The sequence below is a fragment of the Pseudomonas sp. JAI120 genome (assembly GCF_014207255.1).
Lineage (GTDB): Bacteria > Pseudomonadota > Gammaproteobacteria > Pseudomonadales > Pseudomonadaceae > Aquipseudomonas.
Window position 1 is genome coordinate 310,558 of sequence record NZ_JACHCZ010000002.1, and the last position, 24,424, is coordinate 334,981.

A 24,424-nucleotide genomic window follows, 5' to 3' on the forward strand; every position below is an offset into this window, starting at 1 on the left:
TTATTTCTCAGTGAGCATAAGCATCAATCATTGTTCGGATCTATACGGATGAATCGACTTACGATGACGTACGCAGAACTTAAGGCGCAGGATGCCTCCCCTTGAAAAAAACCACCAGTCTCGCCCTCGCTTGCTGCGCCGCCTTCCTCGCCCAAGTCGGCATTAGCAGCTATTTGCCCGCTGTACCGGTCATCGCCCAGTCCCTGCTCGCCGCCGAAGACCACGTCGCACTGGCCCTGGCGGTGTACCTGGTAGGAATGGCGCTGCCGATGTTGCTCTGGGGCAGCCTGGGGGAGCGTTTTGGCAGAAAGCCGGTACTGCTGGGGGCGCTGGCAGTATATGCCTTGGCAAGCGCAGCGATTCCATCGGCCTTTAACGTCGAATCTTTTTTGTCATTACGGCTGATTCAGGGTTTGGGGGCGGGCGGAGTCTCGGTTATGGCCAGATTGTTGGTGAGAGACAGTTTCAGCGGGGCGCTTTTGGCCAGGGGGTTGTCGTGGCTGGGGATGACGTTTGTAATCGCCCTAGGTATCGGCCAGTTCATGGGGTCGCTGTTGCAGGCGGCCTTCGGCTGGAAGGCAATTTTCTATGGGTTGGCAATAAGTGCTGTCACGTTGATTGCTGTGTTGCAAAGGGTGGTGTTTCCGTCAGTGATAAAGGCTGATTCGCCAGACTCAGCCTGGCGGATCTACGCCACGATTGTGCGGCATCCCCCCTTTCTACACGCAGCATTGGCCGGTGGGCTGGGCTATGGGGTGATCATTGCATTCAACACCTGTGCACCGCTGATACTGCAAGGGCGTTTCGAGTGGAGCGCGGCGCAGTACGGCTGGCTGGGGTGGCCTATCAGCGGGGCCTATCTGGCGGGGGCGTTTATGGTTAATCGCTTCGTGGCCCGCATGGGGCGGTTGACGATGATGAGCTGGGGCGTGGGACTGGCGTTAACGGGAGCGGCGCTGATGCTGTTGGGCAGTGTGTTTGCCAGCGAGATCGCACTGTTGTTGTGGCTGCCCTATTGCCTGGCGATATTTGGGCAATCGATGAGTTACCCCATCAGTTTGTCACTTGCTAATGATCAGTCGCCGGTCGGCGGTTCCTATGCCATAGCCTTGAGCGGCTTTATGCATCAGTTGATGGTGGCGTTGATCGGCGGCGTAGCAAGCCTGCTGGTGAGTCAGCAGGCATGGCCATTGGCGCTCTTGTGCGTGGCGTTGGCTGGCGGCGCATTCACGTGTGCCGCCAGTTGCCGGACACATCAGAACGCGCTGCGAAAGATCTCCTCAATCTGACGCTGATCGGCGCGCCGTGGGTTGGTCAGCCCACATGCGTCCTTCAATGCATTGGTGGCCAGCAGCGGAATGTCCTGCAACTTGGCGCCCAGTTCGCGCAAGCCGGCGGGGATTTCAACGTCCTGGGACAGGCTGCGAATGGCGGCGATGGCGGCTTGGGCGCCCTCTTCGTCAGTGGTGCCCTTGGCGTCGACACCCATCGCGCGGCCGACGTCGCTCAAGCGCTTGGCACTGACGCTGGCGTTGAAGCTTTGCACATGGGGCAGCAGCACCGCGTTGCACACACCGTGAGGCAGGTCGTAGAGGCCGCCCAGTTGGTGGGCCATGGCATGCACGAAACCCAGGGACGCATTGTTGAACGCCATGCCCGCGAGGAACTGGGCATAGGCCATGTTTTCCCGCGCGACCTTGTCGCTGCCGTCGCGTACCGCCAGGCGCAGGTTGGCGCTGATCAGTTCGATGGCCTTGATCGCGCAGGCGTCGGTGATCGGGGTGGCCGCGGTGGACACGTAGGCTTCGATGGCGTGGGTCAGGGCGTCCATGCCGGTGGCGGCGGTGAGACCCTTGGGCATGCCGACCATCAGGCTCGGGTCGTTGACCGACAGCAGCGGCGTGACGTTGCGGTCGACGATGGCCATTTTCACGTGGCGGGTTTCGTCGGTGATGATGCAGAAACGGGTCATCTCGCTGGCGGTGCCGGCGGTGGTGTTGATCGCCACCAAGGGCATCTGCGGTTTGCTCGATTGGTCGACGCCCTCATAGTCGCCGATATGCCCACCGTTGGTGGCGCACAGGGCGATGCCCTTGGCACAGTCATGGGGCGAACCGCCGCCCAGGGACACCACGAAATCGCAGGCGCTCTGCTGCAGCAACGCCAGGCCTTTCTCGACGTTTTCCACATTGGGGTTGGGCTTGGCGCCGTCGTAGATCACTGAATCGATGTCCTGCATCGCCAGCTTCTCGGCGATCATGCTGGCCACGCCCGCCTTGGCCAGGCCGGCGTCGGTGACGATCAATGCTTTGCGAAAACCGTAGTTGCGAATGGCATTCATGGCTTCGTCGAGGCAGTCGGTGCCCATGATGTTGACGGGGGGAATGAAGAAGGTGCTGCTCATGGCGAATCCTCGGATGACGTTTATGCCTACAGCATCAACCTCACCTGCCTGCGGCACCTTGATCAGGATCAACACCCACTCGTGATAAAGTCGCCATCCAGCCGATTTCGAGTAGACCCGCCGCAATGAAGGATTTCCAGGATATTGACGCCCACCTTGAAGACTGGAGCGCCCTGCGCAGCAGCACCGCCTTCAGTGGGATTCTGATCGGCAATGGCGCGAGCCGCACGATTTGGGAAGACTTCGCCTACGACTCGCTGTTCGAAAACGCGCGCACCGTCGAAGAAAAACCCTTGGGCCAATCCGAACTCAGCGTGTTCGACGCCCTGCAAACCCGCAGCTTCGAGCACGCCCTGAGCGCGCTGAAGACCACCAGTCGGGTCAACAAGGCCCTGGCGGTCAGCTCGGCGGCGCCGCGCAATCGCTACTACGCGATCAAGGAAGCGCTGATCAATACCATCCACGCCGTGCACATTCCGTGGCGCCTGGTGCAGCAGTCGACGCTGGCGACGATCAACCGCGAACTGACGAACTACGCCAGCGTGTTCACCACCAATTACGACCTGCTCAACTATTGGGCGATCCTGCACACGCCGGGCATTGATGACCTGTTCCACAGCGCCGACTCAAGCTTCGACCTGCGCAACACCCACACCGATGCCACGCGCATCCTCTACCTGCACGGCGGCCTGCACCTGGTGCGCAACCTTGACGGCACCGCGCGCAAATTGCCAAGCACCGACAGCACCTTGCTCAGCAGCTTTGCGATCAACAACACGATCAAGACCCTGGACGATGTGCCGCTGTTTATCAACGAAGGCAAGGTGGAAGAGAAGCTCAAGACCATCCGCAGCTCGGATTACCTGTCGTTCTGCTATGAGCAGTTACTGACCCATGAGGGCGCGCTGTGCATCTTTGGCCATGACCTGGGGCCGCAGGATAAACACGTGGTGGATGCAATTCGCCAGGCTCGGCCGACCACCCTGGCGATCTCGGTATCGGGCCGCAGCGAGGGGTTTATTCGCCAGCAGAAGCGGCGGTATTCGGAATTGTTTGAGGGCAGCGGTGTGGCGTTGAAGTTTTTTGCGGCGCGTACGCATCCGCTGGGTGATCCAGCACTCTCAGTACCCGTGGAACGCTGATCAAGCTCCCTCCCACATTTTAAATCGAGTACATCCTTTAAATAGAGACAAATAACAATGATTCTCGATAGTATTCACGACTTTTCCATGTCGTGCTTCGTCAAGAAGGATCTCCATGTCTCGTCCCAAGCCCGACCCGTTGTCGGCCGATGCCTTTCGCGGGTTCTATGCAGATATTCTGCATTTCCTGCGCAAACGCACGGACAACGCCAGCGACGCGGCGGACATGACCCAGGATGTCTTTACCCAGTGGCTGGACTACCGCGACCGGGCCAAGGTCGAGCAGCCACGGGCATTTCTGTTCCAGATGGCACGTAACCTGCTGCGTGATCACTGGCGCAAACAGAAGGTACGGCAGACCGTCCACCCAGATCAGGCCGACAGGGACGCCGAACCGGTCAACGACGAGCAAAACGATCCCATGGCCGCCGCACAGCGCTTGCAACGCCTGGAACAGCTGAAAGAAGTCCTCGCCGAACTCTCGCCCCGCCGGCGAGAAGCCCTTATGCTGCACCGCTTCGAAGGCCTGAGCCAGGCGCAGATCGCCGAGCGCATGGGCATTTCGACGAGCATGGTGGAAAAGCACATCGCTTTTGCCCTGCTGCATTGCAAGCGACGCCTTCAAAACGACCCCGGCACGGAGCAGCCAGAATGAACCGCCTGAGCGACACCGATGACCTGGATATCGAAGCGAGAGATGCCATCGATGCCCAAGCCGCCAGCTGGTTTGCGCGCAACCATAACGACGCGGGCCGTGCCGACCGCAAGGCCTTTGCCGCCTGGCAGGCAACGCCCGCCCATGCCCGCGCCTATGCCGAGTTCGAGCAGCTGTGGGCCGACCTGGCCCAACTGCAGCAACTGAACAAACCCGTGGCACTGCCCAAGCGCAAGCCGTCGGTGTGGCGCCCGGCCCTGGCCGTCGCCGCCGCCCTGCTATGCGCGGTATTGGCCAGCCATCTCGGCGCGCCCCGCGAGCTGTATCACAGCCAGGTGGCGGCCCATGCCAAGGGCATGCGCACCTTGAGCCTGCCCGATGGCACCACCCTGTATGTGAATGCCAACACCCGCCTGCGCGTGGATTTCAGCGCCCACCAGCGCATCGTGCACCTGGACAAGGGCCAGGTGTATATCGAGGTCGCGGCCGACAAAGAGCGGCCGCTGTTCGTACAGGCCGGCGAGGCGAATGTGCGGGTGGTCGGCACTGGCTTCGATGTGCGCCGCAGCCAACAGCAACTGGTGGTCAGTGTCGCCCACGGCCAGGTCGCTTTCGAGCCGTCCGCCAAAAGCCCCGTTTCCCTGCTCGGCGCCCAGCAACGCGCCATCTACAGCTACGCCAAGGGCACAATGCAGCAGCAAACCCTCACGGCCGAAGAAGTGGCCGATTGGCGCAGCGGGCATTTGTCGTTCCGCAACCGTGAACTGGCCAGCCTGATCGATGAACTGAGCCTGTATCGCCCGCAGGCACCGTTGCAGGTCAGTAAGGCGGTGGCGCACCTGAAAGTCTCGGGCAATCTGGATGTGAATGATCCCGACGCCCTGCTCAACGCCCTGCCCGCCCTGTTGCCGGTGAAAACCGTGGTCTCGGCCGATGGCATCGTGCGGATTGAACCGAGTAAATAACCCCCGAAAATCTTATTTGAGAATATTTTTCATTCGCAGGTGTGGTTTTTTTCATCTGCCCCGTCTTCCTCCGGTCTGCATCTGATCAGCACACCTTTTTGGCCATTTGGCCGCACCGGGGGATTTCATGTTTCGCGCGCCTTGCCACGCTTCGCACCTGTTTTTTCGACCGACCCTCATCGCCACCTGCCTGGCGTTCAGCCTCAGTGCCCAGGCCGAGTCACTCACGCTGCACTTGCCCGCCCAGGCGCTGGCCACGTCCCTGAGCCAGGTGGCGCAGCAGGCGAAGATCCAGCTGTTATTCGATGAGGCGCTGCTCAAGAACGTGCAGGCACCGGCGCTCAACGGCGACTTCACACCGGAAGCTGCGATTCGCAGCCTGCTGAAAAACGGCGAGTTCACCCTGATCAAGATCGGCAGCACGTATGTGGTAAAGCCCGAAGAGGCCAAGACCACCCAGAGCGGCGCGATCCAGCTGGACGCCCTGAGCGTGATCGGCACCGGTAACCAGGTCGACTCCAGCACCGTCGGCCGCTCAACCATGAACCAGGCGGATATTGATCGCTATCAGCCCAACAACATCCCCGCGCTGCTGCAGAACCTGCCCGGCGTGTTCATGGGCGGCTCGCCCAAACCCGGCGGCCAGACCATCAACATCCGCGGGATGGGCGAGGCCGAAGACGTGCCGATGTCGGTGGATGGCGCCACCAAAAGCGGCTTTGAGCGCTATCAGCAAGGCACGGTGTTTATCGAGCCCGAGCTGATCAAGAACGTCGAAGTGGAAAAAGGGCCGTACTCACCCTTCACCGGCAACGGTGGCTTCGGCGGCTCGATCATCATGGAAACCAAGGACGCCCCAGACCTGTTGGAAGAAGGCCGCAACGCCGGGGCCATGCTCAAATATGGCTACGCCAGCAACGACCACGAACAGGTCTACAGTTCGGCGGTGTATGGCCGTACCGATGATGGCCGCTTCGATGCGCTCGCCTACCTGACGCAACGCGATGGCGGTGACATGAAGCTGGCCGGCACTCCGCCCGATCCCGAAAACCGCTACCCGATCAACCCCAAGCGCTTGCCCAACAGCGCGCAGAATGTGGACGGCAAACTGTTCAAGTTCAACGCCCACCTCACTGACGAACACAGCGTGGGCCTGTCTTACTCGCGGTCCAACAGCCAGCGATGGACCCCGTTCTCAGCCAAAAGCTACCCGACCCCGCCGCTGCAATCCGCGATTGACCGCTATGGTTACGAAGGCGCCTTGAAACGCTTCCTCGCCAACCGTGAAACCATCGATACCACCTATTCGGGCAAGTACCTCTACCAGCCGCTGGACAACCCGCTGATCGACATGAAGCTCAGCTATTCGGTGTCCCATACCGACCAGACCGATGAGCGCGAGGCCGACGCTTCGTTCTCCCTGGCCACGGGTGGTCGCAAGATGGACACGGCCTACGGCGACAAGATTCTGGAACTGCGCAACATCAGCCTGTTCAGCACCGGCCCGCTGGAACACGCCGTGACCACTGGGGTGCAGGTGCGCAAGCACAAGCGTGAAACCGAAAGCTGGATGCCCGGCGCGACCTACAACACTGCCAAGTACAACTACGGGCACTTCCAGCCGTACTTCATGCCCCACGGCAAGGTCGATACCAATGCGTTCTATCTCCAGGACGCGGTGACCCTCGGCGACGTGACTATCACGCCGTCCCTGCGCTATGACCACGTACGTAATCGGGGCGAAGCCAACGATGCGCCGTACTACAGCAACCCGGACCCGAGCATCGGCCATGACTACAGCGACCGCACCTACACCGGTTGGTCCCCGCGCCTGGCCGCCTACTGGAACATCACGCCGGACGTGGCGATGTTTGCCAGCTGGAACAAGACCTGGCGCGCCCCGGTGATCGACGAGCAGTACGAAGTCCAGGGCGTCGGCAGCCGCACCTCCACCAGCCTCAACCTCGACCCGGAACGCATCACCGCCATCACCGCAGGCAACATCACCAACTTCTCCAACCTCATCGGCCGTGGCGATAACCTGCAACTGCGTACGACGTTGTTCCACAACCGTATCGAGGACGAAATTTTCAAGGCGACTGGCATCGGCTGTGACCGTCAGAACACCGTAGTGGGGAGCATCGACAGCGTCTGCACAAGCGCCGACATGGCCGCCAAGACCAACTACCGCAACGTCGGCGGCATGACCATCAAGGGCTTCGAGCTTGAGGCTTACTACGACTCGACCTACCTGTTCGGCTCGGTTTCCTACTCCTACGCCACAGGCAAACGCGATAACCCCTACACCAACCCGTGGGCTACCGACATCCACGTCTGGGCCCGGGACATTCCACCGGCCAAATGGGTGGTGATGATGGGCAACAAAATCCCAAGCTGGGACGCACAGTTCGGATGGCAAGCGCAGTTCGTGCGCAAGACTGACCGCCTGCCCAGCGATAGATACTCAGGCGGCTTGAACAGCTCGGTGGGCGACACGTTCTACGACCAATACGCCAACGAGTCCTACGCCAGCATGGGCCTGTTCGCCAACTGGAAACCGCAGCAGGCCGGTCTTAAAGGCACCGAGGTCAACTTTACTGTCGACAACCTGCTCAACAACAACTACCGGCCCGCCCTCAGCGGCGACCGTGCCTACAGCCAAGGGCGCAACGCCAAGATCAGCATCACGCGCTTCTTCTGAAAACTGTACGGATGAATCGGCACCCAGCTGTAAGCCCGTAATCGACGAGGGTTGTGGCTAGATGGGCTTCCCTTGAAGCCCTCTGGATTTCGGATCCCTCCCATGAGCTCGCGCGAAAACACCGGCATGGCCCTCGGCCTGCTGGGCGTCATCATCTTCAGCCTGACCCTGCCCTTCACCCGCATCGTGGTGCAGGAAATCCACCCGTTGCTCAACGGCCTGGGCCGTGCGTTGTTCGCGGCGGTGCCGGCGGCGGCGCTGTTGCTGTGGCGCCGTGAGCGCTGGCCGACCTGGCGGCAGGTGCGGGGTTTGTGCCTGGTGATCGCCGGGGTCATCCTCGGCTTCCCGGTGCTGTCGGCGTGGGCCATGCAAACCTTGCCGGCGTCCCATGGCGCGCTGGTCAACGGCCTGCAACCGCTGTGCGTGGCGCTGTATGCGGCGTGGCTGTCCCATGAGCGGCCGTCGAAAGCCTTCTGGGCCTGCGCGGCGTTGGGTAGTGCGCTGGTGTTGAGTTATGCGTTGATCACCGGCGCCGGCAGTATCCAGGCCGGCGACTTATTGATGCTCGGCGCGATAGCCGTCGGTGGCCTGGGCTATGCCGAAGGCGGCCGGTTGGCCAAGGAGATGGGCGGCTGGCAGGTGATCTGCTGGGCGCTGGTGCTGTCCACGCCGGTGTTGATCGGCCCGGTGTGGTACCTGGCGGCGCAGCACCAAGGCGCGATTTCCATGCGCACCTGGTGGGCGTTCGGCTATGTGTCGCTGTTCTCGCAGTTCCTGGGCTTCTTCGCCTGGTATGCCGGGCTGGCCATGGGCGGCATTGCGCGGGTCAGCCAGATTCAGCTGTTGCAGATCTTCTTCACCATCGCGTTTTCGGCGCTGTTCTTTGGTGAACATATCGAGCCGATTACCTGGGTGTTTGCCTGTGGGGTAATCGTCACGGTGATGCTCGGGCGCAAGACGGCGGTGCAGGCTGCGCCAGTCCCCTGTAGGAGCGAGCTTGCTCGCGAAGGTCGCTAACGATAACGCGGGAAACCTGAAAGCCTGCGGTGCTCTCAGGCTTTTCGCGAGCAGGCTCGCTCCTACAGTGGGCGTCGGTCAGATCAGGTAGCCATCCGCGCGCAGCAGGGTTTCCAGGCAGTGCTCAGTGATGTGATAGAACGCCTTCAGTTCCTGGATTTTCTCCAGCAACTGCGCGTTGTCCACCGGCTCCGCACGCTTGACCGCCAGGATCATCTTGTTCTTGTTGGTGTGCTCCAGGGAGATGAACTCGAACACCTTGGTCTCATAACCACAGGCTTCAAGGAACAACGCACGCAGGCTGTCGGTGACCATTTCCGCCTGCTGGCCCAGGTGCAGGCCGTATTGCAGCATCGGCTTGAGCAGCGCCGGGCTCTGTATCTGCAGGCGAATCTGCTTATGGCAGCACGGCGAGCACATGATGATCGACGCGCCGGAGCGGATGCCGGTGTGGATCGCGTAATCGGTGGCGATGTCGCAGGCATGCAGGGCGATCATCACGTCGAGTTCGCTGGGCGCCACGCTGCGTACGTCGCCGCACTTGAACACCAGCCCCGGGTGCTCCAGGCGAGCGGCGGCGGTGTTGCACAGGGTCACCATGTCTTCGCGCAGCTCAACGCCGGTGACTTCGCCTTCGGCCTTGAGGGTGTTGCGCAGGTAGTCGTGGATCGCAAACGTGAGGTAGCCCTTGCCCGAACCGAAATCGGCGACGCGCACCGGTTGGTCCAGCTTCAGCGGTGACGAGGTCAGCGCATGGCTGAACACTTCGATGAACTTGTTGATCTGCTTCCACTTGCGCGACATCGACGGGATCAGCGCCTGCTTGGCGTCGGTCACGCCCAGGTCGGCGAGGAACGGCCGGCTCAGGTCCAGGAAGCGATTCTTCTCACGGTTATGCTCGGCCGATGGCGCCTCACGCAGTTGTTGCGGCTTGCTCCTGAACAGCGAGCTTTTGTTCTTCTTGCTGTATTCCAACTGGGCTTCGTCGGTCAGCGACAGCAGGTGCGCGTTCTTGAACGACGCCGGCAGCAACTCGGCAATCGCCGCCACGCCGTCGGCCAGCGGCAAGTTCTTGGTGATGTCGCGGGTCTTGTAGCGGTAGACAAAGGACAGGCACGGCTGCTCCTTGACCGTCACGGCCTTGATGATCAGCCGCTGCAACTCGGCTTCGTCACCGACGTACTTGGCCAGCACCAGTTTGATAAAGGCGTTCTGCGCAAGGCTTGTGCTCAGCAGTTCGATGAACTGGGCGTGATGATCCGGCGCGGGGCTGGCAGGTTGAACGGTGACAGACATGAACAAAAACGCCTCGGGCAGGGAATGCCGGGCATTTTAGGGGGGATGGGGATTAAGGGCACGGGGTTATTTGATCAACGGTACTGCGCCTGACCTCTTGGGACCCAATGTGGGAGGGGGCAAGCCCCCTCCCACATTTGATCTCCAGTGTTGGATGTTCTATTCGAGTACGACCAGGCGGTTGGGAAGTTCATTACGTGTCTGAGTCACCGGCACATGCACCTTGAGCAACTCGCCACATGCCTCAATGCAGGCAATAAACCCAGCCAGCGTCTGCCCCTGTTTCACCTGCTGGGTAAACGCCTTGACGATCCCATCCCAATGACTGTCATCCAGGCGGCTGGAGATGCCGTCGTCCACCAGGATTTCCACATAACGCTCGGCCTCGCTGACAAAAATCAGCACCCCGGTGCTACCCAGGGTGTGGTGCAGGTTCTGCTCCAGGAACTGCCGGCGCGCCAGGTTGGATGCACGCCAATGGCGCACCGAGCGCGGGATCAGGCGGGTCGTCACCTTGGGCAGGCGAAACACCAGGCACAACACGATGAACGTCGCCCACTGCGCCAGCAGCAAGGTGTACATGGTCAGGTAGCCCGACAAGTAATGCACCACGCCCGGCACCACCAAGGCGATCAGGCTGGCCCACAGCAGGGGGATGTAGGCGTAGTCGTCGGCGCGGGCCGCCAGCACGGTGACCAGTTCGGCGTCGGTGGTTTTTTCGACCCGGGCAATCGCTTCGGCGACTTGGCGCTGCTCGTGTTCAGTCAGTAATGCCATGGTTGTAGTTGCTCTCTAATTATTGTCATTACCAGCCGCCCGACGCGCCGCCGCCGCCGAAGCCACCACCACCGCCTCGGAAACCGCCGCCACCTCCTCCGCCACCGCCGCCGCGTCCACTGCTGCTGAGGATCGCCAGCAGGATCGCGCCTACCGGCAGGCCCATGCGATTGCACAGCCACAACACGCCGATCAGCAGGATGAACAGCCCGATGGAAAAGCCGGGATTATCCTTGGCAAAGTTGGCATCCGCCACATGCGCCGGCACCGCCAGCGGTTCACCGCCAACCACCTGCACCATCGCCGCCACGCCGTCGCTGATGCCCTGGCTGAAATTACCGGCCTTGAACTTGGGGGCAATCACCTGGTTGATGATCACCCAGGACTGCGCATCGGTGAGCACGCCTTCAAGGCCGTAGCCGACTTCGATGCGCAACGTGCGCTCATCACGGGCGACGATCAGCAATGCGCCGTTGTCCTTGCCTTTCTGGCCGATGCCCCACTGGCGGCCCAATTGGTAACCGTAGTCCTCGATGGGCACGCCCTGCAGATCGGGCACCGTGACCACCACGATCTGGTCGCCACGGGTCTGTTCCAGCGCCTGCAACTGCTGGGTGATGTGTTCGCGCGTTGCCGGGTCGATCATCTGGGCGGTGTCTACCACCCGTCCGGTCAACGCCGGGAACGTCAGCGCTGCCTGGGCCACACCCACGCAGGCCAGCATCCATAGCGCCAGGCCTATCCGTAATAAACGCATCGACACCTCAGTGCAGCCTATTTGAACTTCACTTGCGGCGCTTTATCGGCATCGGCACTGGTGGCTTCAAAGGTGGCGCGGATCGGCAGATCGCTGTACATCACGCTGTGCCACAAGCGGCCAGGGAAAGTACGGATCTCGGTGTTGTACGCCTGCACGGCCTGGATGAAATCGCGACGGGCCACGGCGATGCGGTTTTCGGTGCCTTCAAGCTGGGATTGCAGGGCCAGAAAGTTCTGGTTGGCCTTCAGGTCCGGGTAGCGCTCGGACACCACCATCAAGCGGCTGAGGGCACCGCTCAAACCGTCCTGGGCCTGCTGGAACTGCTTGAGTTTTTCCGGGTTATCGAGGGTGCTGGCATCCACCTGGATCGAGGTGGCCTTGGCCCGCGCCTCAATCACGGCGGTCAGGGTGTCTTGCTCATGGGCGGCGTAACCCTTGACCACTTCCACCAGGTTGGGAATCAGGTCGGCGCGGCGTTGGTACTGGTTCTGCACCTGGCCCCAGGCAGCCTTGGCCTGTTCGTCCAGGGTCGGAATGTTATTGATGCCGCAGCCGCTCAATACTGTGCTGATCAATAGCAAAGCCGCGGCCTTGAAGCCCCAGCGGTAATGTTGTGCTGCTTGCATGGTGTTTCTCCTGCCCAAACTTTATGGAATGTGACGACTAACCCTATAAACCGCGCGCTTGGGGCATAATCCGCCACCACTGGATTGCATCGAGCCAATCAGCTACAAAGATGCCCAGCGCGAAAAAGAGTTCAGAGTGTGCTGCATTTATCTGAACAACACCCGAACAACAATAGACGCTCCCCACATTTTGGCCGATCAGCCTAATCGCTGTGCAGTGAGCCGAAAAAGGATATTCATGAAGAAGCTGTGTTTGCTCGGCCTTGTTGCCACTCTGGCCACCCACCCCGTCTGGGCAGAAACAAAGCCTGCTGCGCTTAAAGACAAGGACGCCTTCGTCAGCGACCTGCTCAAGCAGATGACCCTTGATGAAAAGATCGGCCAATTGCGCCTGATCAGCATCGGCCCGGAAATGCCCCGTGAGCTGATCCGCAAGGAAATCGCCGCCGGCCGCATCGGTGGCACGTTCAACTCCATCACCCGCCCGGAAAACCGTCCGATGCAGGACGCGGCCATGCGCAGCCGGTTGAAGATCCCGATGTTCTTCGCCTATGACGTGATCCACGGCCACCGCACGATCTTCCCGATCAGCCTGGCCCTGGCCTCCAGCTGGGACATGGACGCCATCGGCCGCTCCGGGCGCATCGCCGCCCAGGAAGCCGCCGCCGACAGCCTCGACATCACCTTTGCGCCGATGGTCGATATCTCCCGCGACCCTCGCTGGGGTCGCACTTCCGAAGGTTTCGGTGAAGACACCTATCTGGTCTCGCGGATTGCCGAAGTGATGGTCAAGGCCTTCCAGGGCACCAGCCCCGCGAATGCCGACAGCATCATGGCCAGCGTCAAGCACTTCGCCCTCTACGGCGCAGTGGAAGGCGGGCGTGACTACAACGTGGTCGACATGAGCCCGGTCAAGATGTACCAGGACTACCTGCCGCCGTACCACGCGGCGATCAAGGCCGGTTCCGGCGGCGTGATGGTGGCGCTGAACTCGATCAACGGCGTGCCCGCCACCGCCAACACCTGGCTGATGAACGACCTGCTGCGCAGGGACTGGGGCTTCAAGGGCCTGACCGTGAGCGACCACGGGGCGATCTTCGAGCTGATCAAGCACGGCGTGGCCAAGGACGGGCGAGAAGCCGCCAAGCTGGCAATCAAGGCCGGTATCGACATGAGCATGAACGACTCGCTGTACGGCAAGGAACTGCCGGGGTTGCTCAAATCCGGCGAGATCGAACAGAGCGACATCGACAACGCCGTGCGTGAAGTGCTCGGCGCCAAGTACGACATGGGCCTGTTCAAGGACCCGTACCTGCGCATCGGCAAGGCCGAGGACGACCCGGCCGACACCTACGCCGACAGCCGCCTGCACCGTGCCGAGGCCCGTGATGTGGCGCGCCGCAGCCTGGTGTTGCTGAAAAACCAGAACAACACCCTGCCGCTGAAAAAATCCGCGACCATCGCACTCGTGGGCCCGCTGGCCAAGGCCCCGATCGACATGATGGGCAGTTGGGCGGCTGCCGGTAAGCCTGCGCAATCGGTGACCCTGCTCGACGGGTTGAATGCGGTGATCGGCGAGAAAGGTAAAATCATCTACGCCCGTGGCGCCAACATCACCAACGACAAGGCCGTGGTCGACTACCTCAACTTCCTCAACTTCGATGCCCCGGAAGTGGTGGATGACAAGCGCGCGCCGCAGGTGATGATCGACGAAGCGGTCAAGGCCGCCAAAGATGCCGACGTGGTGGTCGCCGCCGTGGGTGAATCCCGTGGCATGTCCCACGAATCTTCCAGCCGCACCGACCTGAACATCCCGCAAAGCCAGCGCGACCTGATCAAGGCCCTCAAGGCCACCGGCAAGCCGCTGGTATTGGTGCTGATGAACGGCCGTCCGCTGTCGATCCTGGAAGAGAACCAGCAGGCCGACGCCATCCTGGAAACCTGGTTCGCCGGTACCGAAGGCGGCAACGCCATTGCCGACGTGCTGTTCGGTGACTACAACCCGTCGGGCAAACTGCCGATCACCTTCCCACGCTCCGTGGGGCAGATTCCGACCTACTACAACCACCTGACCATCGGCCGGCCATTCACCCCGGGCAAGCCGGGCAACTACACCTCACAGTACTTCGATGACACCACCGGGCCGCTGTTCCCGTTTGGCTATGGCCTGAGCTACACCACGTTCAGCCTGTCGGACATGGCGCTGTCGTCCACCACCCTGAACAAGACCGGCAAGCTCGACGCCAGCGTCACGGTGCAGAACACCGGCAAGGTCGACGGCGAAACCGTGGTGCAGTTGTATATCCAGGACGTGGCGGGTTCGATGATCCGTCCGATCAAGGAACTGAAGAACTTCCAGAAAGTCATGCTCAAGGCTGGCGAAGAGCGCACCTTGCACTTCACCATCACCGAGGAAGACTTGAAGTTCTACAACACCCAGCTCAAGTTTGCGGCCGAACCGGGTGAGTTCAATGTGCAGATCGGCCTGGACTCCCAGGACGTACAGCAGCAGACCTTCGAACTGCTCTAACGCCTGACGCGGTCAAAAAATGTGGGAGGGGCAAGCCTCCTCCCGCATTTGATCTCAGTGTTCTTGCTAGCCGCGTCGATCCAGCAGGTTCACCACCAACCGATCAATCCAACCCCACACTCGCTGCTTCACCCGCCGCCACAATGGCCGCGCCTTCCACGCTTCCAGGCTGACCACCTGGCTCTGAGCAAAATCCGCAGTAAAACTCGCCGCCACCGCCTGCGTCAGTTCAGGGTCCAACGCTTCGAGGTTGGCTTCCAGGTTGAAACGCAGATTCCAGTGATCGAAATTGCACGAGCCGATGCTCACCCAGTCGTCCACCAGCACCATCTTCAGATGCAAAAAGCACGGCTGGTACTCAAATATCTGCACGCCCGAGCGCAGCAGACGCGGGTAATAACGATGCCCTGCGTAACGTACGGACGGGTGATCGGTGCGCGGGCCGGTGAGCAGCAAACGCACATCCACCCCACGCCCTGCTGCCCGACGCAACGCGCGGCGTACGCCCCAAGTGGGCAGGAAGTACGGCGTGGCGAACCAGATACGTTGCTGGCTGCTGTTCAGCGCGCGGATCAGCGATTGCAAGATGTCGCGGTGCTGTCGGGCATCAGCGTAGGCCACTCGGCCCAGGCCTGGCCCCGTCGCCGGCACCTTGGGCAACCGCGGCAGACCGAAATGGGTGGCGGGCTTCCACGCACGGCGCGCGACATTGGCGTGCCATTGCCGCTCGAACAGCGCTTGCCAGTCCAGCACCAGCGGGCCGCTGATCTGCACCATTACTTCATGCCAGTCGGCGGTGTCTTGCCCCGGCGTCCAGAACTCATCGGTGACGCCCGTGCCGCCGACCACGGCAGTTTCCTGGTCGATCAGCAACAGCTTGCGGTGGTCGCGGTACAGGTTGCGCATCCAGCGGCGCCAGCTCAGGCGATTGTAGAAACGCAGCTCCACACCGGCGTCCGTCAGGCGTTTACGCAGCCCAAGGGTAAAGGCCAGGCTGCCGTAATCATCAAACAGACAACGCACCCGCACGCCGCGCTCGGCCGCGAGCACCAATGCTTGCACCATGGCTTCGGCGCAGGCTCCGGCCTCCACCAGGTACAACTCCAACTCCACTTGCCGCTCGGCCCGGGCAATGCCCACCAGCATCTGCGGAAAAAACTGCGGGCCGTCGATCAACAACTCGAAACGGTTGGCGCTGCGCCACGGGAACACTGCGCCGCTCATGTCAGCGCGCCGTAAAAATCAGCACCGCACCCACCGGTACCGACAAACTGATCGACTTGAGCCCGGCCGCTTTGCGCAACACCGCCACCCCCGGCGCCAGGTCGAAATCCTCGGCATGCAACACCACCGGTTCCAGGGTCACCACCTGGAAACGCCGGTCATCCAAGCGCGTGGCCAACAACTCGGCGCTGTAGGTCTGGGTCTTGCCATGCAGGGTGACGCTCAGGGGCAAGCGCAGTTCCAGTTGCGCGCCGGGGGCCAGGTCATTGATCGGTTGCAGATTGATCTGTGCGCTGATCAGCGCTTCGGGGAAGGTCTTGATCTCGAACAGCTGATTACGCATGCGTTCGTCACGCAGCGGAATGCCGCTGTTGACCGACTCCAGTTCCACTTCCAATTGCGCCGCGCCCTTGCTGTCGACCTTGCCATGCAGCACCAGGAAGCGATGGACTTCAGCGATCTCGGTATTTTTGGTGGTGACGAACGACAGGCGTGAGGATTCGTTATCCAGATACCAGTCGGCGTGGGCGGGTACGGCGGCAGCGACCAGCAGGGCAAAGGCCAGGGGTTTGATTAAAGACGCGTTGAACATTAAGGACTCGTAGGGCGAAAAACCTGCACGAACCTTAAGCGCAATGTCACGAACGGCGCAAATCCAATGTGGGAGCTGGCTTGCGCGGTGTCAGGGATTCAGACGACAGCCCTGCCGCTCCCCCAACCACCGCGCGCTGTGCGTACGCCCCAACCCGCTCGCCGTCACTTCACTGCGCTCCGGGTTGTCGCTGAACGCACTCGTGGGCACGTACTGCTTCACATAACCCCGGCAATAGTCGGCTGGATTGTTCGCCACATAGCGGCACGAGCAATACTCCTTGGCGGTATAGGCCGCGATGATGTCGGGGAAGGCTTGCAGGTTGACGCGCTCGTGCCAAACCCAGCCCGACAGGGCGAGCAACAGCACCAGAAAAAGGCTGGTAAACGGCCGACGACGAATCATGGTTGCACCGCCGCAAGCACGCGTTTGAGCAGTTCGTTGTGGCGGTAACTGCCGTCGCGATCATCGCCATAACGCACGATGACCAGATGTTCGTCGGGCATCACGTACAGCGCCTGGCCCCAATGACCGAGGGCGGCGAAGGTGTCGGTGGGGGCATCGGGCCAGGGTCTTGGAGCGCCTTGGTTGAGCCACCATTGGCCACCGGGGACGGCTTCATCCTGGCCTGCGGCGTATTTGTCGAAGGGTTGGCGGTTGAAAGCGACCCAATCTTTGGGCAGCAATTGTTGATTCCCCCAGCGCCCGTCGCGAGCCATCAGCAGGCCGACTCGCGCCAGGTCACGTGCGGTGAGGTAAGCGTAGGACGAGGCGACAAAGGTTTCATCCGCATCGGTTTCCCAGGTGGCGTTGTGAATGCCCAGCGGCTTGAACAACGCATCCCAGGGGTAACTCATGTACGCCTTGTGACCGAGCATGCCCTTGAGCGCGGCGGACAGGATATTGCTGTCGCCGCTGGAATAACGAAAGGCCTGGCCCGGTGCACTGAAGGATTCGGTGTTGGCGGCGAACTCGGCCATATCGGCGCGACCACGGGTGTAGAGCATCGCAACCACCGAGGACTTCAGCGGCGCGTATTCATAGTCTTCCTGCCAGTCCAGGCCCGAGGCCCAGTGCAGCAGGTCGGCCATGGTCACCTTGGGGTGCTGTTTCATCGGCGGGTAAAAACGCGACACCGGGTCTGTCAATTTGAAGCGGTTGTCGCCGTAGGCCACACCTAAGACGGTGGCCATCAGGCTTTTGCTGATGGACCAGGTCAGGTGCGGCGTGCTTGCTGTGGTCGGCGCGGCGTAGCGTTCATAGACAACCACGCCGTCGCGGATCACCAACAGCGCATCGGTGCGAATGCCTTGGCGGGTGGTGTCATCACGCGGGGGAAAAGCGTAGGCGTCAAGGGCGTCGACAGCGGGGCCGGCGAGCGGCGTGCCCTTGGCCCACTCCTTGTCAGGCCAGGTTTCAGCGCAGGCGGTAACGGTGACGAACAGCAGGGCAACGCACAGCAGGCCTCTGACCATAGACACACACTCAAGGGAGCATTCAAGCCCGCGAGCCTAGCCGAGGGCGATGACAGATTTGCTACAGAGGGGCTGTCATCCAAGCGTCACCATAACTTCATGGAGATGACACCGAGCCTACATAGCCTGAGTTTGGACAAACAAGTCGACCGGCCTGAACGTGGCTGGCACTCGGAGATTCGCCATGACTCAGATCGCCCGCATCAGCGACACCGGCAATGAACGCCGTCTGCAAGCCGAACGCCTGGTTGGCGCCACGGCTTTGCAGGAAGCCCAGGCCCTGCGGTTCAACGTATTCAGCGGCGAGTTCAACGCCAAGCTGAAAGGCGCGGAACATGGCCTGGACATGGATGACTATGATGTTCACTGCAGCCACATCGGCGTGCGGGACTTGAACAGCGGTCGACTCGTCGCCACCACCCGTTTGCTCGATCACCAGGCCGCCAGCACCCTGGGCCGGTTCTACAGCGAAGAAGAATTCAGCCTGCATGGCCTGCTGCATCTGCAGGGCCCGATCCTGGAAATCGGCCGCACCTGCGTCGACCCGGCCTACCGCAACGGCGGCACCATCGCCGTGTTGTGGGGCGAGCTGGCCGAAGTGCTCAACCAGGGCGGCTACAGCTACTTGATGGGCTGCGCGAGCATCCCGATGCACGACGGCGGCATCCAGGCCCACGCGATCATGCAGCGCCTGCGCGAACGCTACCTGTGCAATGAACACCTGCGCGCCGAGCCGAAAAAACCGTTGCCGGCGCTGGACCTGCCGACCAACGTAATCGCCGAGATGCCACCGCTGCTCAAGGCCTATATGCGCCTGGGTGCGAAGATCTGCGGCGAGCCGTGCTGGGATGAAGATTTCCAGGTGGCCGACGTGTTCATCCTGCTTAAGCGCGATGAGCTATGCCCGCGCTATGCACGCCACTTCAAGGCGGCCATGTGATGAGCCGCCTGCGCGTGTACGGGCGCATTGCCCGCGTACTGGTGGTAGTGGCGCTGGGCTTGAGCATGGCCAGTGTGTTCGGCGTATTCGAACGGTTGGGCGTGGCCAACTCGATGGTGCGCCGCCAGCGCTGGTCGCGGTTCTTCATGGCGCGGCTGACCAACGCCCTGCCCTTTCGCGTGACCGTGCACGGCGAGGTACCGCAAACGCCGATGCTGTGGGTGAGCAACCACGTGTCCTGGACCGATATTCCGTTGCTGGGCGCAGTCGCGCCGATGTCGTTTTTGTCCAAGGCCGAAGTGCGCACCTGGCCGGTGGCCGGCTGGTTGGCGGCAAAGGCCGGTAGCTTGTTTATCCGTCGCGGTTCGGGTGACAGCCAGCTGATCCGCAAGCAGATGACCCGCCATCTGGAACAACAGCACCCGCTGCTGATGTTCCCCGAAGGCACCACCACCGACGGCCGCAGCCTGCGCACCTTCCACGGGCGCTTGCTGGCCAGTGCGATTGACGCGGATGTGTCGCTGCAACCAGTGGCCATCCGTTATCTGCGCGATGGGCAGATCGACCCGCTGGCACCGTTTATTGGCGATGACGATTTGCTCTCGCACCTGATGCGCCTGTTCGGCAATGACCAGGGCGATGTGGAAATCCATGTGCTCAAGCCGATTGCCTGCGCCGGGCAGGAACGTGCGGCGCTGGCGTTCCAGGCGCAGCAGGCGGTGCAGAAGGCGTTGTTTGGGCCGGTGCCGGAGACTGAACAAGTGCATGCTCGACCGGCTTTTGCAGCCTGAGATGTGAACACAGTTCAAATGTGGGAGGGGGCTTGCTCCCGATAGCAGTGGATCAGCCAGCATCAGTGGTGGCTGGCACACCGTAATCGGGAGCAAGCCCCCTCCCACATTTAGCTTTGTGTTGTCAGGTGGTTATGCGCGAAGGCTTGCAGTTCGGGGTAGAAGATCCGGAAGTCTTCACTCAACGGCTCATACAACTCACGCAATTCCTGCATCGCACACCCTAATTCCTGGGGTTGTGTCAGCCGCCGCGAAATCCCGCGCAACACCGGCTCCATCACCGCAAACTCGCGGTACGACCCCAACCAATCATCCGCGGCCATAGACGGCGCAATCTGCGCCAGCCGTCCCGGTAACTGCGGTTCGGCAGCCAGTACGCGGTACACCTGCGAGGTGAAGTGCTCCAGGGGCTGGTCGGCGTACAGCACCCAATCCCGCGCCAGGCAGTGATCGAAGAACACATCGAGGACAATCCCGGCATAGCGCCGGCGAGTCAGGCTGAAGCGCGACAACGCCTCCCCCACCAACGGGTGGCTGTCGGTGAAGCGATCGATCGAGCGATGCAACTGGATCGCCGATTCGATTTGCGGGCTGAACTGGCCCTGCAGGCGGCCTTTGACGAAGTCGCCATAGAGGCTGCCCAGCAGTTGCGCAGGAAGTTGGCCGCCCAGGTGCAGATGTGCGAGATAATTCATGCCGCGCAGTTTAGCACTGCCATCAACGTATCGTTATAACCCGATATACCGATTTAGCCTGATATCAGAGCAAAATCATATTTGTATATCGAGATATAACGATTTAAGGTTCGCCTCATCGCGATATAACGCTTTACAACACCGAGCACCTGCCATGTCCATCGACCTCGACGAAATAATAAAAGCCCTGGCACACCCAGTACGACGAGACATCCTCACCTGGCTGAAAGACCCGAAAGTGCAGTTCCCCGAGCAAGTGCACAACCACGAATATGGCATCTGCGCCGGGCAAATCGACCAGCGCTGCGGCTTGTCCCAGTCGACCGTGTCGGCCCACCTGGCCACTTTGCAACGTGCGGGACTGATCAGCAGCCAGAAGGCCGGGCAGTGGCACTTTTTCAAGCGCGATGAGGAAGTGATCCAAGCCTTCCTCGCGGCGCTTACCACTGAACTCAGCGCTGAAATCAGCGCGCCGTTGTAACAAGGAAACGATAATGCCCCTCTCGCTACTCATACTGGCCCTGAGCGCCTTCGCCATCGGCACCACCGAGTTCGTGATCATGGGTTTGTTGCCCGATGTGGCGGCAGACCTCGGCGTGTCGATTCCCGGCGCCGGCTGGCTGGTCACCGGCTATGCCCTGGGCGTGGCCATCGGTGCACCGTTCATGGCACTGGCCACCGCCAAGCTGCCACGCAAGGCGGCCCTGGTAGCGTTGATGGGTATCTTCATTATCGGCAACCTGCTCTGCGCCCTGGCCAGTGACTACAACGTGCTGATGTTTGCCCGTGTGATCACCGCGCTGTGCCACGGTGCGTTCTTCGGCATCGGTTCGGTGGTCGCCGCCAACCTGGTGCCGGCCAACAAGCGCGCTTCAGCCGTGGCCCTGATGTTCACCGGTTTGACCCTGGCCAACGTGCTCGGTGTGCCGCTGGGCACCGCGCTGGGCCAGGAAGCCGGCTGGCGCTCGACCTTCTGGGCGGTGACGGTGATTGGTGTGGTAGCGCTGATCGGCCTGATCCGCTTCCTGCCGGCCAAGCGTGACGAAGAAAAACTCGACATGCGCGCCGAGCTGGCCGCCCTCAAGGGTGCCGGTATCTGGTTGTCGCTGAGCATGACCGCGCTGTTCGCCGCGTCCATGTTCACCCTCTTCACTTATGTTGCGCCGCTGCTCGGCGATGTCACCGGCGTCTCGCCCAAAGGCGTGACCTGGACCCTGCTGCTGATCGGCCTGGGCCTCACCGTGGGCAACATCATCGGCGGCAAGCTGGCGGACAAACGCCTGGCGACCACCCTGATCGGCGTGTTTATCAGCATGGCGGTGGTGTCCACCGCGCTGACCTGGACCAGCGTCGCCGTGATCCCGACCGAAATCACCCTGTTCCTGTGGGCCACCGCTTCGTTTGCCGCCGTACCGGCGCTGCAGATCAACGTGGTGACCTTCGGCAAGGCCGCACCGAACCTGGTGTCCACCCTGAATATCGGCGCCTTCAACATCGGCAACGCCCTCGGCGCCTGGGTGGGCGGCAGCGTGATTGCCCACGGTTTCGGCCTGACCAACGTGCCTCTGGCGGCAGCCGCCCTGGCGATCCTGGCGCTGCTGGTGACCCTGATTACTTTCCGTCAGGGCGGCGATGCCGACCTGGCCCCTGCGACCAACTGATCAACTTCAAAGAGAAGGGTGTTTTCCCATGACGACTATTTTCGATCCGATCAAACTGGGCGACCTGGAATTGTCGAACCGCATCATCATGGCGCCGCTGACCCGCTGCCGCGCCGATGCCGGCCGCGTACCCAACGCGCTGATGGCCGAGTACTACGTGCAACGTGCTTCCGCCGGGCTGATCCTCAGCGAAGCCACCTCGGTGACACCGCTGGGCGTGGGCTACCCGGACACGCCGGGCATCTGGTCCAATGACCAGGTGCGCGGCTGGGCCAACGTCACCAAGGCCATTCACGGCGCGGGGGGCAAGATCTTCCTGCAACTGTGGCATGTAGGGCGGATCTCCCATGAGTCCTACCTGAACGGCGAAACCCCGGTGGCGCCGAGCGCGATCCAACCCAAGGGCCACGTCAGCCTGGTGCGCCCATTGGCCGACTACCCGACGCCGCGCGCCCTGGAAACCGCTGAAATCGCCGACATCGTCGACGCTTACCGCACCGGTGCCGAGAATGCCAAGGCCGCCGGCTTTGATGGCGTGGAGATCCACGGCGCCAACGGCTACCTGCTCGACCAGTTCCTGCAAAGCAGCACCAATAAGCGCACCGACAACTATGGGGGTTCCCTGGAAAACCGTGCACGCCTGCTGTTGGAAGTGACCGATGCGGCCATCGAAGTCTGGGGCCCTGGCCGTGTGGGTGTGCATTTGGCACCGCGCGCCGACTCCCACGACATGGGCGACGACAACCTGGCCGAAACTTTCACCTACGTCGCCAGCGAACTGGGCAAGCGTGGCATAGCGTTCATTTGCTCCCGTGAAAAGGAAGGGGCGGACAGCCTCGGCCCCCAATTGAAAAAAGCCTTCGGCGGCGTGTACATCGCCAACGAACGCTTCACTAAGGACAGTGCCAATGCGTGGCTGGCGGCTGGCAAGGCGGATGCGGTGGCCTTCGGCGTACCGTTCATTGCCAACCCGGACCTGCCGGCGCGCCTGAAGACCGATGCGCCGCTGAACGAAGCACACCCGGAAACCTTCTACGGCAAGGGCCCAGTGGGTTACATCGACTACCCGACCCTGCCGCTGTAATCGGCCGAAACCTGAAACCAAATGTGGGAGAGGGCTTGCCCCCAATAGCGGTGCGTCAGTCACAGTATGTGTTGACTGAACCACTGCCATCGGGGCTAGCCCCCTCCCACATTGTTGGCTGCGTGCAGGTTCTGGCTACATTGCTTCACAGAACCGCAACAAAATCCCTACAAAATACTTAGGCGGCTACCTATCAACCGCCCGCCAGCCCGTATATAAAGTCACCCCACCAATCAGGCAGAAGGACGATTGACTGTCCTTGGGCTTTACTGTTGACACACACTGATGCAATTACGCATTTTGTCTTAATTGCGCAGGCTGGGGCTCCAGCGCAGCATGTCCAGCCCTGCATCCACCCAGCGTTCGGCTTCCTGATGTAACTGGAAGCTGTCGGGTACCAACAGCCACTGGCCAATCAGGCCGTTGATGTAGGCATGGATGCACACCGCGCCACGGGTAGTGTCGAGATTTTCCGGAAGTTGCCCGCGATGGACTGCGTTACGCAGTGTCAGGCCGATACGCAGGTTGCATTCCAGGCTGTGGGTCTGGCGCTGCCGGCGCATGTCGCACATTTCATCGGTGAATTCGCACTTATGGAACAGGATCTCATTGATGCGCCGGGTTTTCGGGTCCAGGGCCACTTGATGGAACAGATGAATCAGCAGCTTGCGCATACAGCCCAGCGGGTCGATTTCGTCCTCGCTTTCGCTGGCCCTAGCCAACTCGTCCAATGGCTCATGCAAGGTGTCGAGCAACGCCTGCAACAGATCGGATTTATTGCTGAAGTGCCAGTAAATGGCGCCCCGCGTCACACCGGCCAACGCGGCGATGTCCGCCAGCGTAGTCCGCGCAACGCCGCGCTCATAGAAGGCTTGCTCGGCAGCATCGAGAATCTGGCTGCGCGTTTCCTGAGCTTCCTCTTTGGTGCGACGAACCATGGCAGTAAAACCTCAATCAGGGCAACAGGGACTGACGTTAACGCAGAGTTAACAAGCGCTAACGATCATCTGAATAATTGTGGGACGGCACCGTCATGGGCGCCGAACGTACTAAAATCGAGGCTTTTGACGATGCTTTGTAAGCATTGCG

Annotated in this window: 23 protein-coding genes and 1 pseudogene; 13 read left to right on the forward strand and 11 right to left on the reverse strand. The window is 61.3% G+C overall.

Going from position 1 to position 24,424, the window contains the following annotated elements:
* Positions 1-101 precede the first annotated feature (101 nt).
* Positions 102-1,289: an MFS transporter gene (locus HDC32_RS13380; RefSeq protein ID WP_184744390.1), complete on the forward strand. Its 1,188-nt coding sequence runs from the start codon at positions 102-104 to the stop codon at positions 1,287-1,289.
* Here HDC32_RS13380 and yiaY read toward each other — a convergent pair.
* Positions 1,256-2,404 carry an L-threonine dehydrogenase gene (gene yiaY, locus HDC32_RS13385; RefSeq protein WP_184744391.1) on the reverse strand — a complete coding sequence of 383 codons (1,149 nt, stop codon included), beginning with the start codon at positions 2,402-2,404 and terminating at the stop codon, positions 1,256-1,258. The genes HDC32_RS13380 and yiaY overlap by 34 nt on opposite strands.
* 125 nt (positions 2,405-2,529) lie before the next feature.
* Here yiaY and HDC32_RS13390 point away from each other — a divergent pair, with 125 nt between their 5' ends.
* The 6 genes and pseudogenes from HDC32_RS13390 to HDC32_RS32475 all read left to right on the forward strand — a co-directional run.
* Positions 2,530-3,546 carry a DUF4917 family protein gene (locus HDC32_RS13390; protein ID WP_145334947.1) on the forward strand — a complete coding sequence of 339 codons (1,017 nt, stop codon included), beginning with the start codon at positions 2,530-2,532 and terminating at the stop codon, positions 3,544-3,546.
* Between the two features lie 115 nt (positions 3,547-3,661).
* Positions 3,662-4,201, forward strand: a complete 540-nt coding sequence (locus HDC32_RS13395; protein WP_184744393.1) for an RNA polymerase sigma factor — start codon at positions 3,662-3,664, stop codon at positions 4,199-4,201.
* The gene (locus HDC32_RS13400) at positions 4,198-5,166 is read left to right on the forward strand and encodes a FecR domain-containing protein (protein WP_184744395.1); all 969 of its coding nucleotides are present in this window, start codon (positions 4,198-4,200) and stop codon (positions 5,164-5,166) included. The genes HDC32_RS13395 and HDC32_RS13400 overlap by 4 nt, the downstream gene beginning before the upstream one ends.
* A 127-nt stretch (positions 5,167-5,293) precedes the next feature.
* Positions 5,294-7,867: a TonB-dependent receptor gene (locus tag HDC32_RS13405; protein ID WP_145334951.1), complete on the forward strand. Its 2,574-nt coding sequence runs from the start codon at positions 5,294-5,296 to the stop codon at positions 7,865-7,867.
* A 102-nt stretch (positions 7,868-7,969) separates the two neighbouring features.
* Positions 7,970-8,884 carry a DMT family transporter gene (locus HDC32_RS13410; protein ID WP_131697158.1) on the forward strand — a complete coding sequence of 305 codons (915 nt, stop codon included), beginning with the start codon at positions 7,970-7,972 and terminating at the stop codon, positions 8,882-8,884.
* Positions 8,838-8,954, forward strand: a pseudogene (locus tag HDC32_RS32475) (outer membrane lipoprotein carrier protein LolA); the annotation flags it as partial. The gene HDC32_RS13410 and the pseudogene HDC32_RS32475, both read left to right, overlap by 47 nt.
* 8 nt (positions 8,955-8,962) lie before the next feature.
* Here the strand turns inward: HDC32_RS32475 and HDC32_RS13415 are convergent.
* The 4 genes from HDC32_RS13415 to HDC32_RS13430 form a co-directional block, all read right to left on the reverse strand.
* Positions 8,963-10,180 carry an SAM-dependent methyltransferase gene (locus tag HDC32_RS13415; protein ID WP_167656527.1) on the reverse strand — a complete coding sequence of 406 codons (1,218 nt, stop codon included), beginning with the start codon at positions 10,178-10,180 and terminating at the stop codon, positions 8,963-8,965.
* A 159-nt stretch (positions 10,181-10,339) separates the two neighbouring features.
* Positions 10,340-10,957 carry a TPM domain-containing protein gene (locus HDC32_RS13420; protein WP_131697160.1) on the reverse strand — a complete coding sequence of 206 codons (618 nt, stop codon included), beginning with the start codon at positions 10,955-10,957 and terminating at the stop codon, positions 10,340-10,342.
* Positions 10,958-10,985: 28 nt separating this feature from the next.
* Complete coding sequence (locus HDC32_RS32235) at positions 10,986-11,714, reverse strand: YgcG family protein (protein WP_145334957.1); 729 nt, start codon at positions 11,712-11,714, stop codon at positions 10,986-10,988.
* 17 nt (positions 11,715-11,731) lie between these two features.
* Positions 11,732-12,343 carry a LemA family protein gene (locus HDC32_RS13430; protein ID WP_131697162.1) on the reverse strand — a complete coding sequence of 204 codons (612 nt, stop codon included), beginning with the start codon at positions 12,341-12,343 and terminating at the stop codon, positions 11,732-11,734.
* A gap of 238 nt (positions 12,344-12,581) precedes the next feature.
* On the opposite strand from HDC32_RS13430, the gene bglX reads away from it, so the two are divergent.
* A complete protein-coding gene (gene bglX / locus HDC32_RS13435) occupies positions 12,582-14,873 on the forward strand; it encodes a beta-glucosidase BglX (protein ID WP_184744397.1) in 2,292 nt (763 codons plus the stop codon).
* A 66-nt stretch (positions 14,874-14,939) separates the two neighbouring features.
* Here the strand turns inward: bglX and HDC32_RS13440 are convergent, their stop codons facing one another.
* The 4 genes from HDC32_RS13440 to HDC32_RS13455 all read right to left on the reverse strand — a co-directional run bounded on the left by HDC32_RS13440 (position 14,940) and on the right by HDC32_RS13455 (position 18,164).
* The gene (locus HDC32_RS13440) at positions 14,940-16,097 is read right to left on the reverse strand and encodes a phosphatidylserine/phosphatidylglycerophosphate/cardiolipin synthase family protein (RefSeq protein ID WP_184744399.1); all 1,158 of its coding nucleotides are present in this window, start codon (positions 16,095-16,097) and stop codon (positions 14,940-14,942) included.
* Position 16,098: 1 nt separating this feature from the next.
* Complete coding sequence (locus HDC32_RS13445; protein WP_145334959.1) at positions 16,099-16,689, reverse strand: YceI family protein; 591 nt, start codon at positions 16,687-16,689, stop codon at positions 16,099-16,101.
* 90 nt (positions 16,690-16,779) lie between these two features.
* Positions 16,780-17,094, reverse strand: coding sequence for an amidase (locus HDC32_RS13450; protein WP_131697166.1), 315 nt, complete (start codon positions 17,092-17,094; stop codon positions 16,780-16,782).
* Entirely contained in the window at positions 17,091-18,164 is a 1,074-nt protein-coding gene (locus HDC32_RS13455; RefSeq protein ID WP_131697167.1) for a serine hydrolase, read from the reverse strand. The genes HDC32_RS13450 and HDC32_RS13455 overlap by 4 nt, the downstream gene beginning before the upstream one ends.
* A gap of 184 nt (positions 18,165-18,348) precedes the next feature.
* On the opposite strand from HDC32_RS13455, the gene olsB reads away from it, so the two are divergent.
* Together olsB and HDC32_RS13465 are read left to right on the forward strand one after the other, a co-directional pair.
* Positions 18,349-19,104 (forward strand): L-ornithine N(alpha)-acyltransferase, encoded by a 756-nt coding sequence (gene olsB, locus HDC32_RS13460; protein ID WP_131697168.1) that lies wholly within the window; start codon positions 18,349-18,351, stop codon positions 19,102-19,104.
* The gene (locus HDC32_RS13465; protein ID WP_131697169.1) at positions 19,104-19,895 is read left to right on the forward strand and encodes a lysophospholipid acyltransferase family protein; all 792 of its coding nucleotides are present in this window, start codon (positions 19,104-19,106) and stop codon (positions 19,893-19,895) included. Before olsB ends, HDC32_RS13465 begins: the two co-directional genes overlap by 1 nt.
* 110 nt (positions 19,896-20,005) lie before the next feature.
* Here HDC32_RS13465 and HDC32_RS13470 read toward each other — a convergent pair whose 3' ends face one another.
* Positions 20,006-20,590: an ACP phosphodiesterase gene (locus HDC32_RS13470; protein ID WP_184744401.1), complete on the reverse strand. Its 585-nt coding sequence runs from the start codon at positions 20,588-20,590 to the stop codon at positions 20,006-20,008.
* 154 nt (positions 20,591-20,744) lie between these two features.
* On the opposite strand from HDC32_RS13470, the gene HDC32_RS13475 reads away from it, so the two are divergent.
* Genes HDC32_RS13475 through HDC32_RS13485 form a run of 3 tightly spaced genes read left to right on the forward strand, consistent with a single transcriptional unit; the run spans position 20,745 to position 23,335 of the window.
* A complete protein-coding gene (locus tag HDC32_RS13475; RefSeq protein WP_131697171.1) occupies positions 20,745-21,071 on the forward strand; it encodes an ArsR/SmtB family transcription factor in 327 nt (108 codons plus the stop codon).
* A gap of 13 nt (positions 21,072-21,084) precedes the next feature.
* The gene (locus HDC32_RS13480; protein ID WP_131697172.1) at positions 21,085-22,251 is read left to right on the forward strand and encodes an MFS transporter; all 1,167 of its coding nucleotides are present in this window, start codon (positions 21,085-21,087) and stop codon (positions 22,249-22,251) included.
* Positions 22,252-22,279: 28 nt separating this feature from the next.
* On the forward strand, positions 22,280-23,335 hold the full coding sequence (locus tag HDC32_RS13485; RefSeq protein ID WP_131697173.1) for an alkene reductase: 1,056 nt from the start codon (positions 22,280-22,282) through the stop codon (positions 23,333-23,335).
* 305 nt (positions 23,336-23,640) lie between these two features.
* Here HDC32_RS13485 and HDC32_RS13490 read toward each other — a convergent pair whose 3' ends face one another.
* Positions 23,641-24,273: a TetR family transcriptional regulator gene (locus HDC32_RS13490; protein WP_090408288.1), complete on the reverse strand. Its 633-nt coding sequence runs from the start codon at positions 24,271-24,273 to the stop codon at positions 23,641-23,643.
* Between the last annotated feature and the right edge of the window lie 151 nt (positions 24,274-24,424).

Coding starts and splice junctions, on each gene's coding strand:
- yiaY (WP_184744391.1), bottom strand. CDS start 2,404: ATGAGCAGCACCTTCTTCATTCCCCCCGTCAACATCATGGGCACCGAC.
- HDC32_RS13390 (WP_145334947.1), top strand. CDS start 2,530: ATGAAGGATTTCCAGGATATTGACGCCCACCTTGAAGACTGGAGCGCC.
- HDC32_RS13395 (WP_184744393.1), top strand. CDS start 3,662: ATGTCTCGTCCCAAGCCCGACCCGTTGTCGGCCGATGCCTTTCGCGGG.
- HDC32_RS13400 (WP_184744395.1), top strand. CDS start 4,198: ATGAACCGCCTGAGCGACACCGATGACCTGGATATCGAAGCGAGAGAT.
- HDC32_RS13405 (WP_145334951.1), top strand. CDS start 5,294: ATGTTTCGCGCGCCTTGCCACGCTTCGCACCTGTTTTTTCGACCGACC.
- HDC32_RS13410 (WP_131697158.1), top strand. CDS start 7,970: ATGAGCTCGCGCGAAAACACCGGCATGGCCCTCGGCCTGCTGGGCGTC.
- HDC32_RS13415 (WP_167656527.1), bottom strand. CDS start 10,180: ATGTCTGTCACCGTTCAACCTGCCAGCCCCGCGCCGGATCATCACGCC.
- HDC32_RS13420 (WP_131697160.1), bottom strand. CDS start 10,957: ATGGCATTACTGACTGAACACGAGCAGCGCCAAGTCGCCGAAGCGATT.
- HDC32_RS32235 (WP_145334957.1), bottom strand. CDS start 11,714: ATGCGTTTATTACGGATAGGCCTGGCGCTATGGATGCTGGCCTGCGTG.
- HDC32_RS13430 (WP_131697162.1), bottom strand. CDS start 12,343: ATGCAAGCAGCACAACATTACCGCTGGGGCTTCAAGGCCGCGGCTTTG.
- bglX (WP_184744397.1), top strand. CDS start 12,582: ATGAAGAAGCTGTGTTTGCTCGGCCTTGTTGCCACTCTGGCCACCCAC.
- HDC32_RS13440 (WP_184744399.1), bottom strand. CDS start 16,097: ATGAGCGGCGCAGTGTTCCCGTGGCGCAGCGCCAACCGTTTCGAGTTG.
- HDC32_RS13445 (WP_145334959.1), bottom strand. CDS start 16,689: ATGTTCAACGCGTCTTTAATCAAACCCCTGGCCTTTGCCCTGCTGGTC.
- HDC32_RS13450 (WP_131697166.1), bottom strand. CDS start 17,094: ATGATTCGTCGTCGGCCGTTTACCAGCCTTTTTCTGGTGCTGTTGCTC.
- HDC32_RS13455 (WP_131697167.1), bottom strand. CDS start 18,164: ATGGTCAGAGGCCTGCTGTGCGTTGCCCTGCTGTTCGTCACCGTTACC.
- olsB (WP_131697168.1), top strand. CDS start 18,349: ATGACTCAGATCGCCCGCATCAGCGACACCGGCAATGAACGCCGTCTG.
- HDC32_RS13465 (WP_131697169.1), top strand. CDS start 19,104: ATGAGCCGCCTGCGCGTGTACGGGCGCATTGCCCGCGTACTGGTGGTA.
- HDC32_RS13470 (WP_184744401.1), bottom strand. CDS start 20,590: ATGAATTATCTCGCACATCTGCACCTGGGCGGCCAACTTCCTGCGCAA.
- HDC32_RS13475 (WP_131697171.1), top strand. CDS start 20,745: ATGTCCATCGACCTCGACGAAATAATAAAAGCCCTGGCACACCCAGTA.
- HDC32_RS13480 (WP_131697172.1), top strand. CDS start 21,085: ATGCCCCTCTCGCTACTCATACTGGCCCTGAGCGCCTTCGCCATCGGC.
- HDC32_RS13485 (WP_131697173.1), top strand. CDS start 22,280: ATGACGACTATTTTCGATCCGATCAAACTGGGCGACCTGGAATTGTCG.
- HDC32_RS13490 (WP_090408288.1), bottom strand. CDS start 24,273: ATGGTTCGTCGCACCAAAGAGGAAGCTCAGGAAACGCGCAGCCAGATT.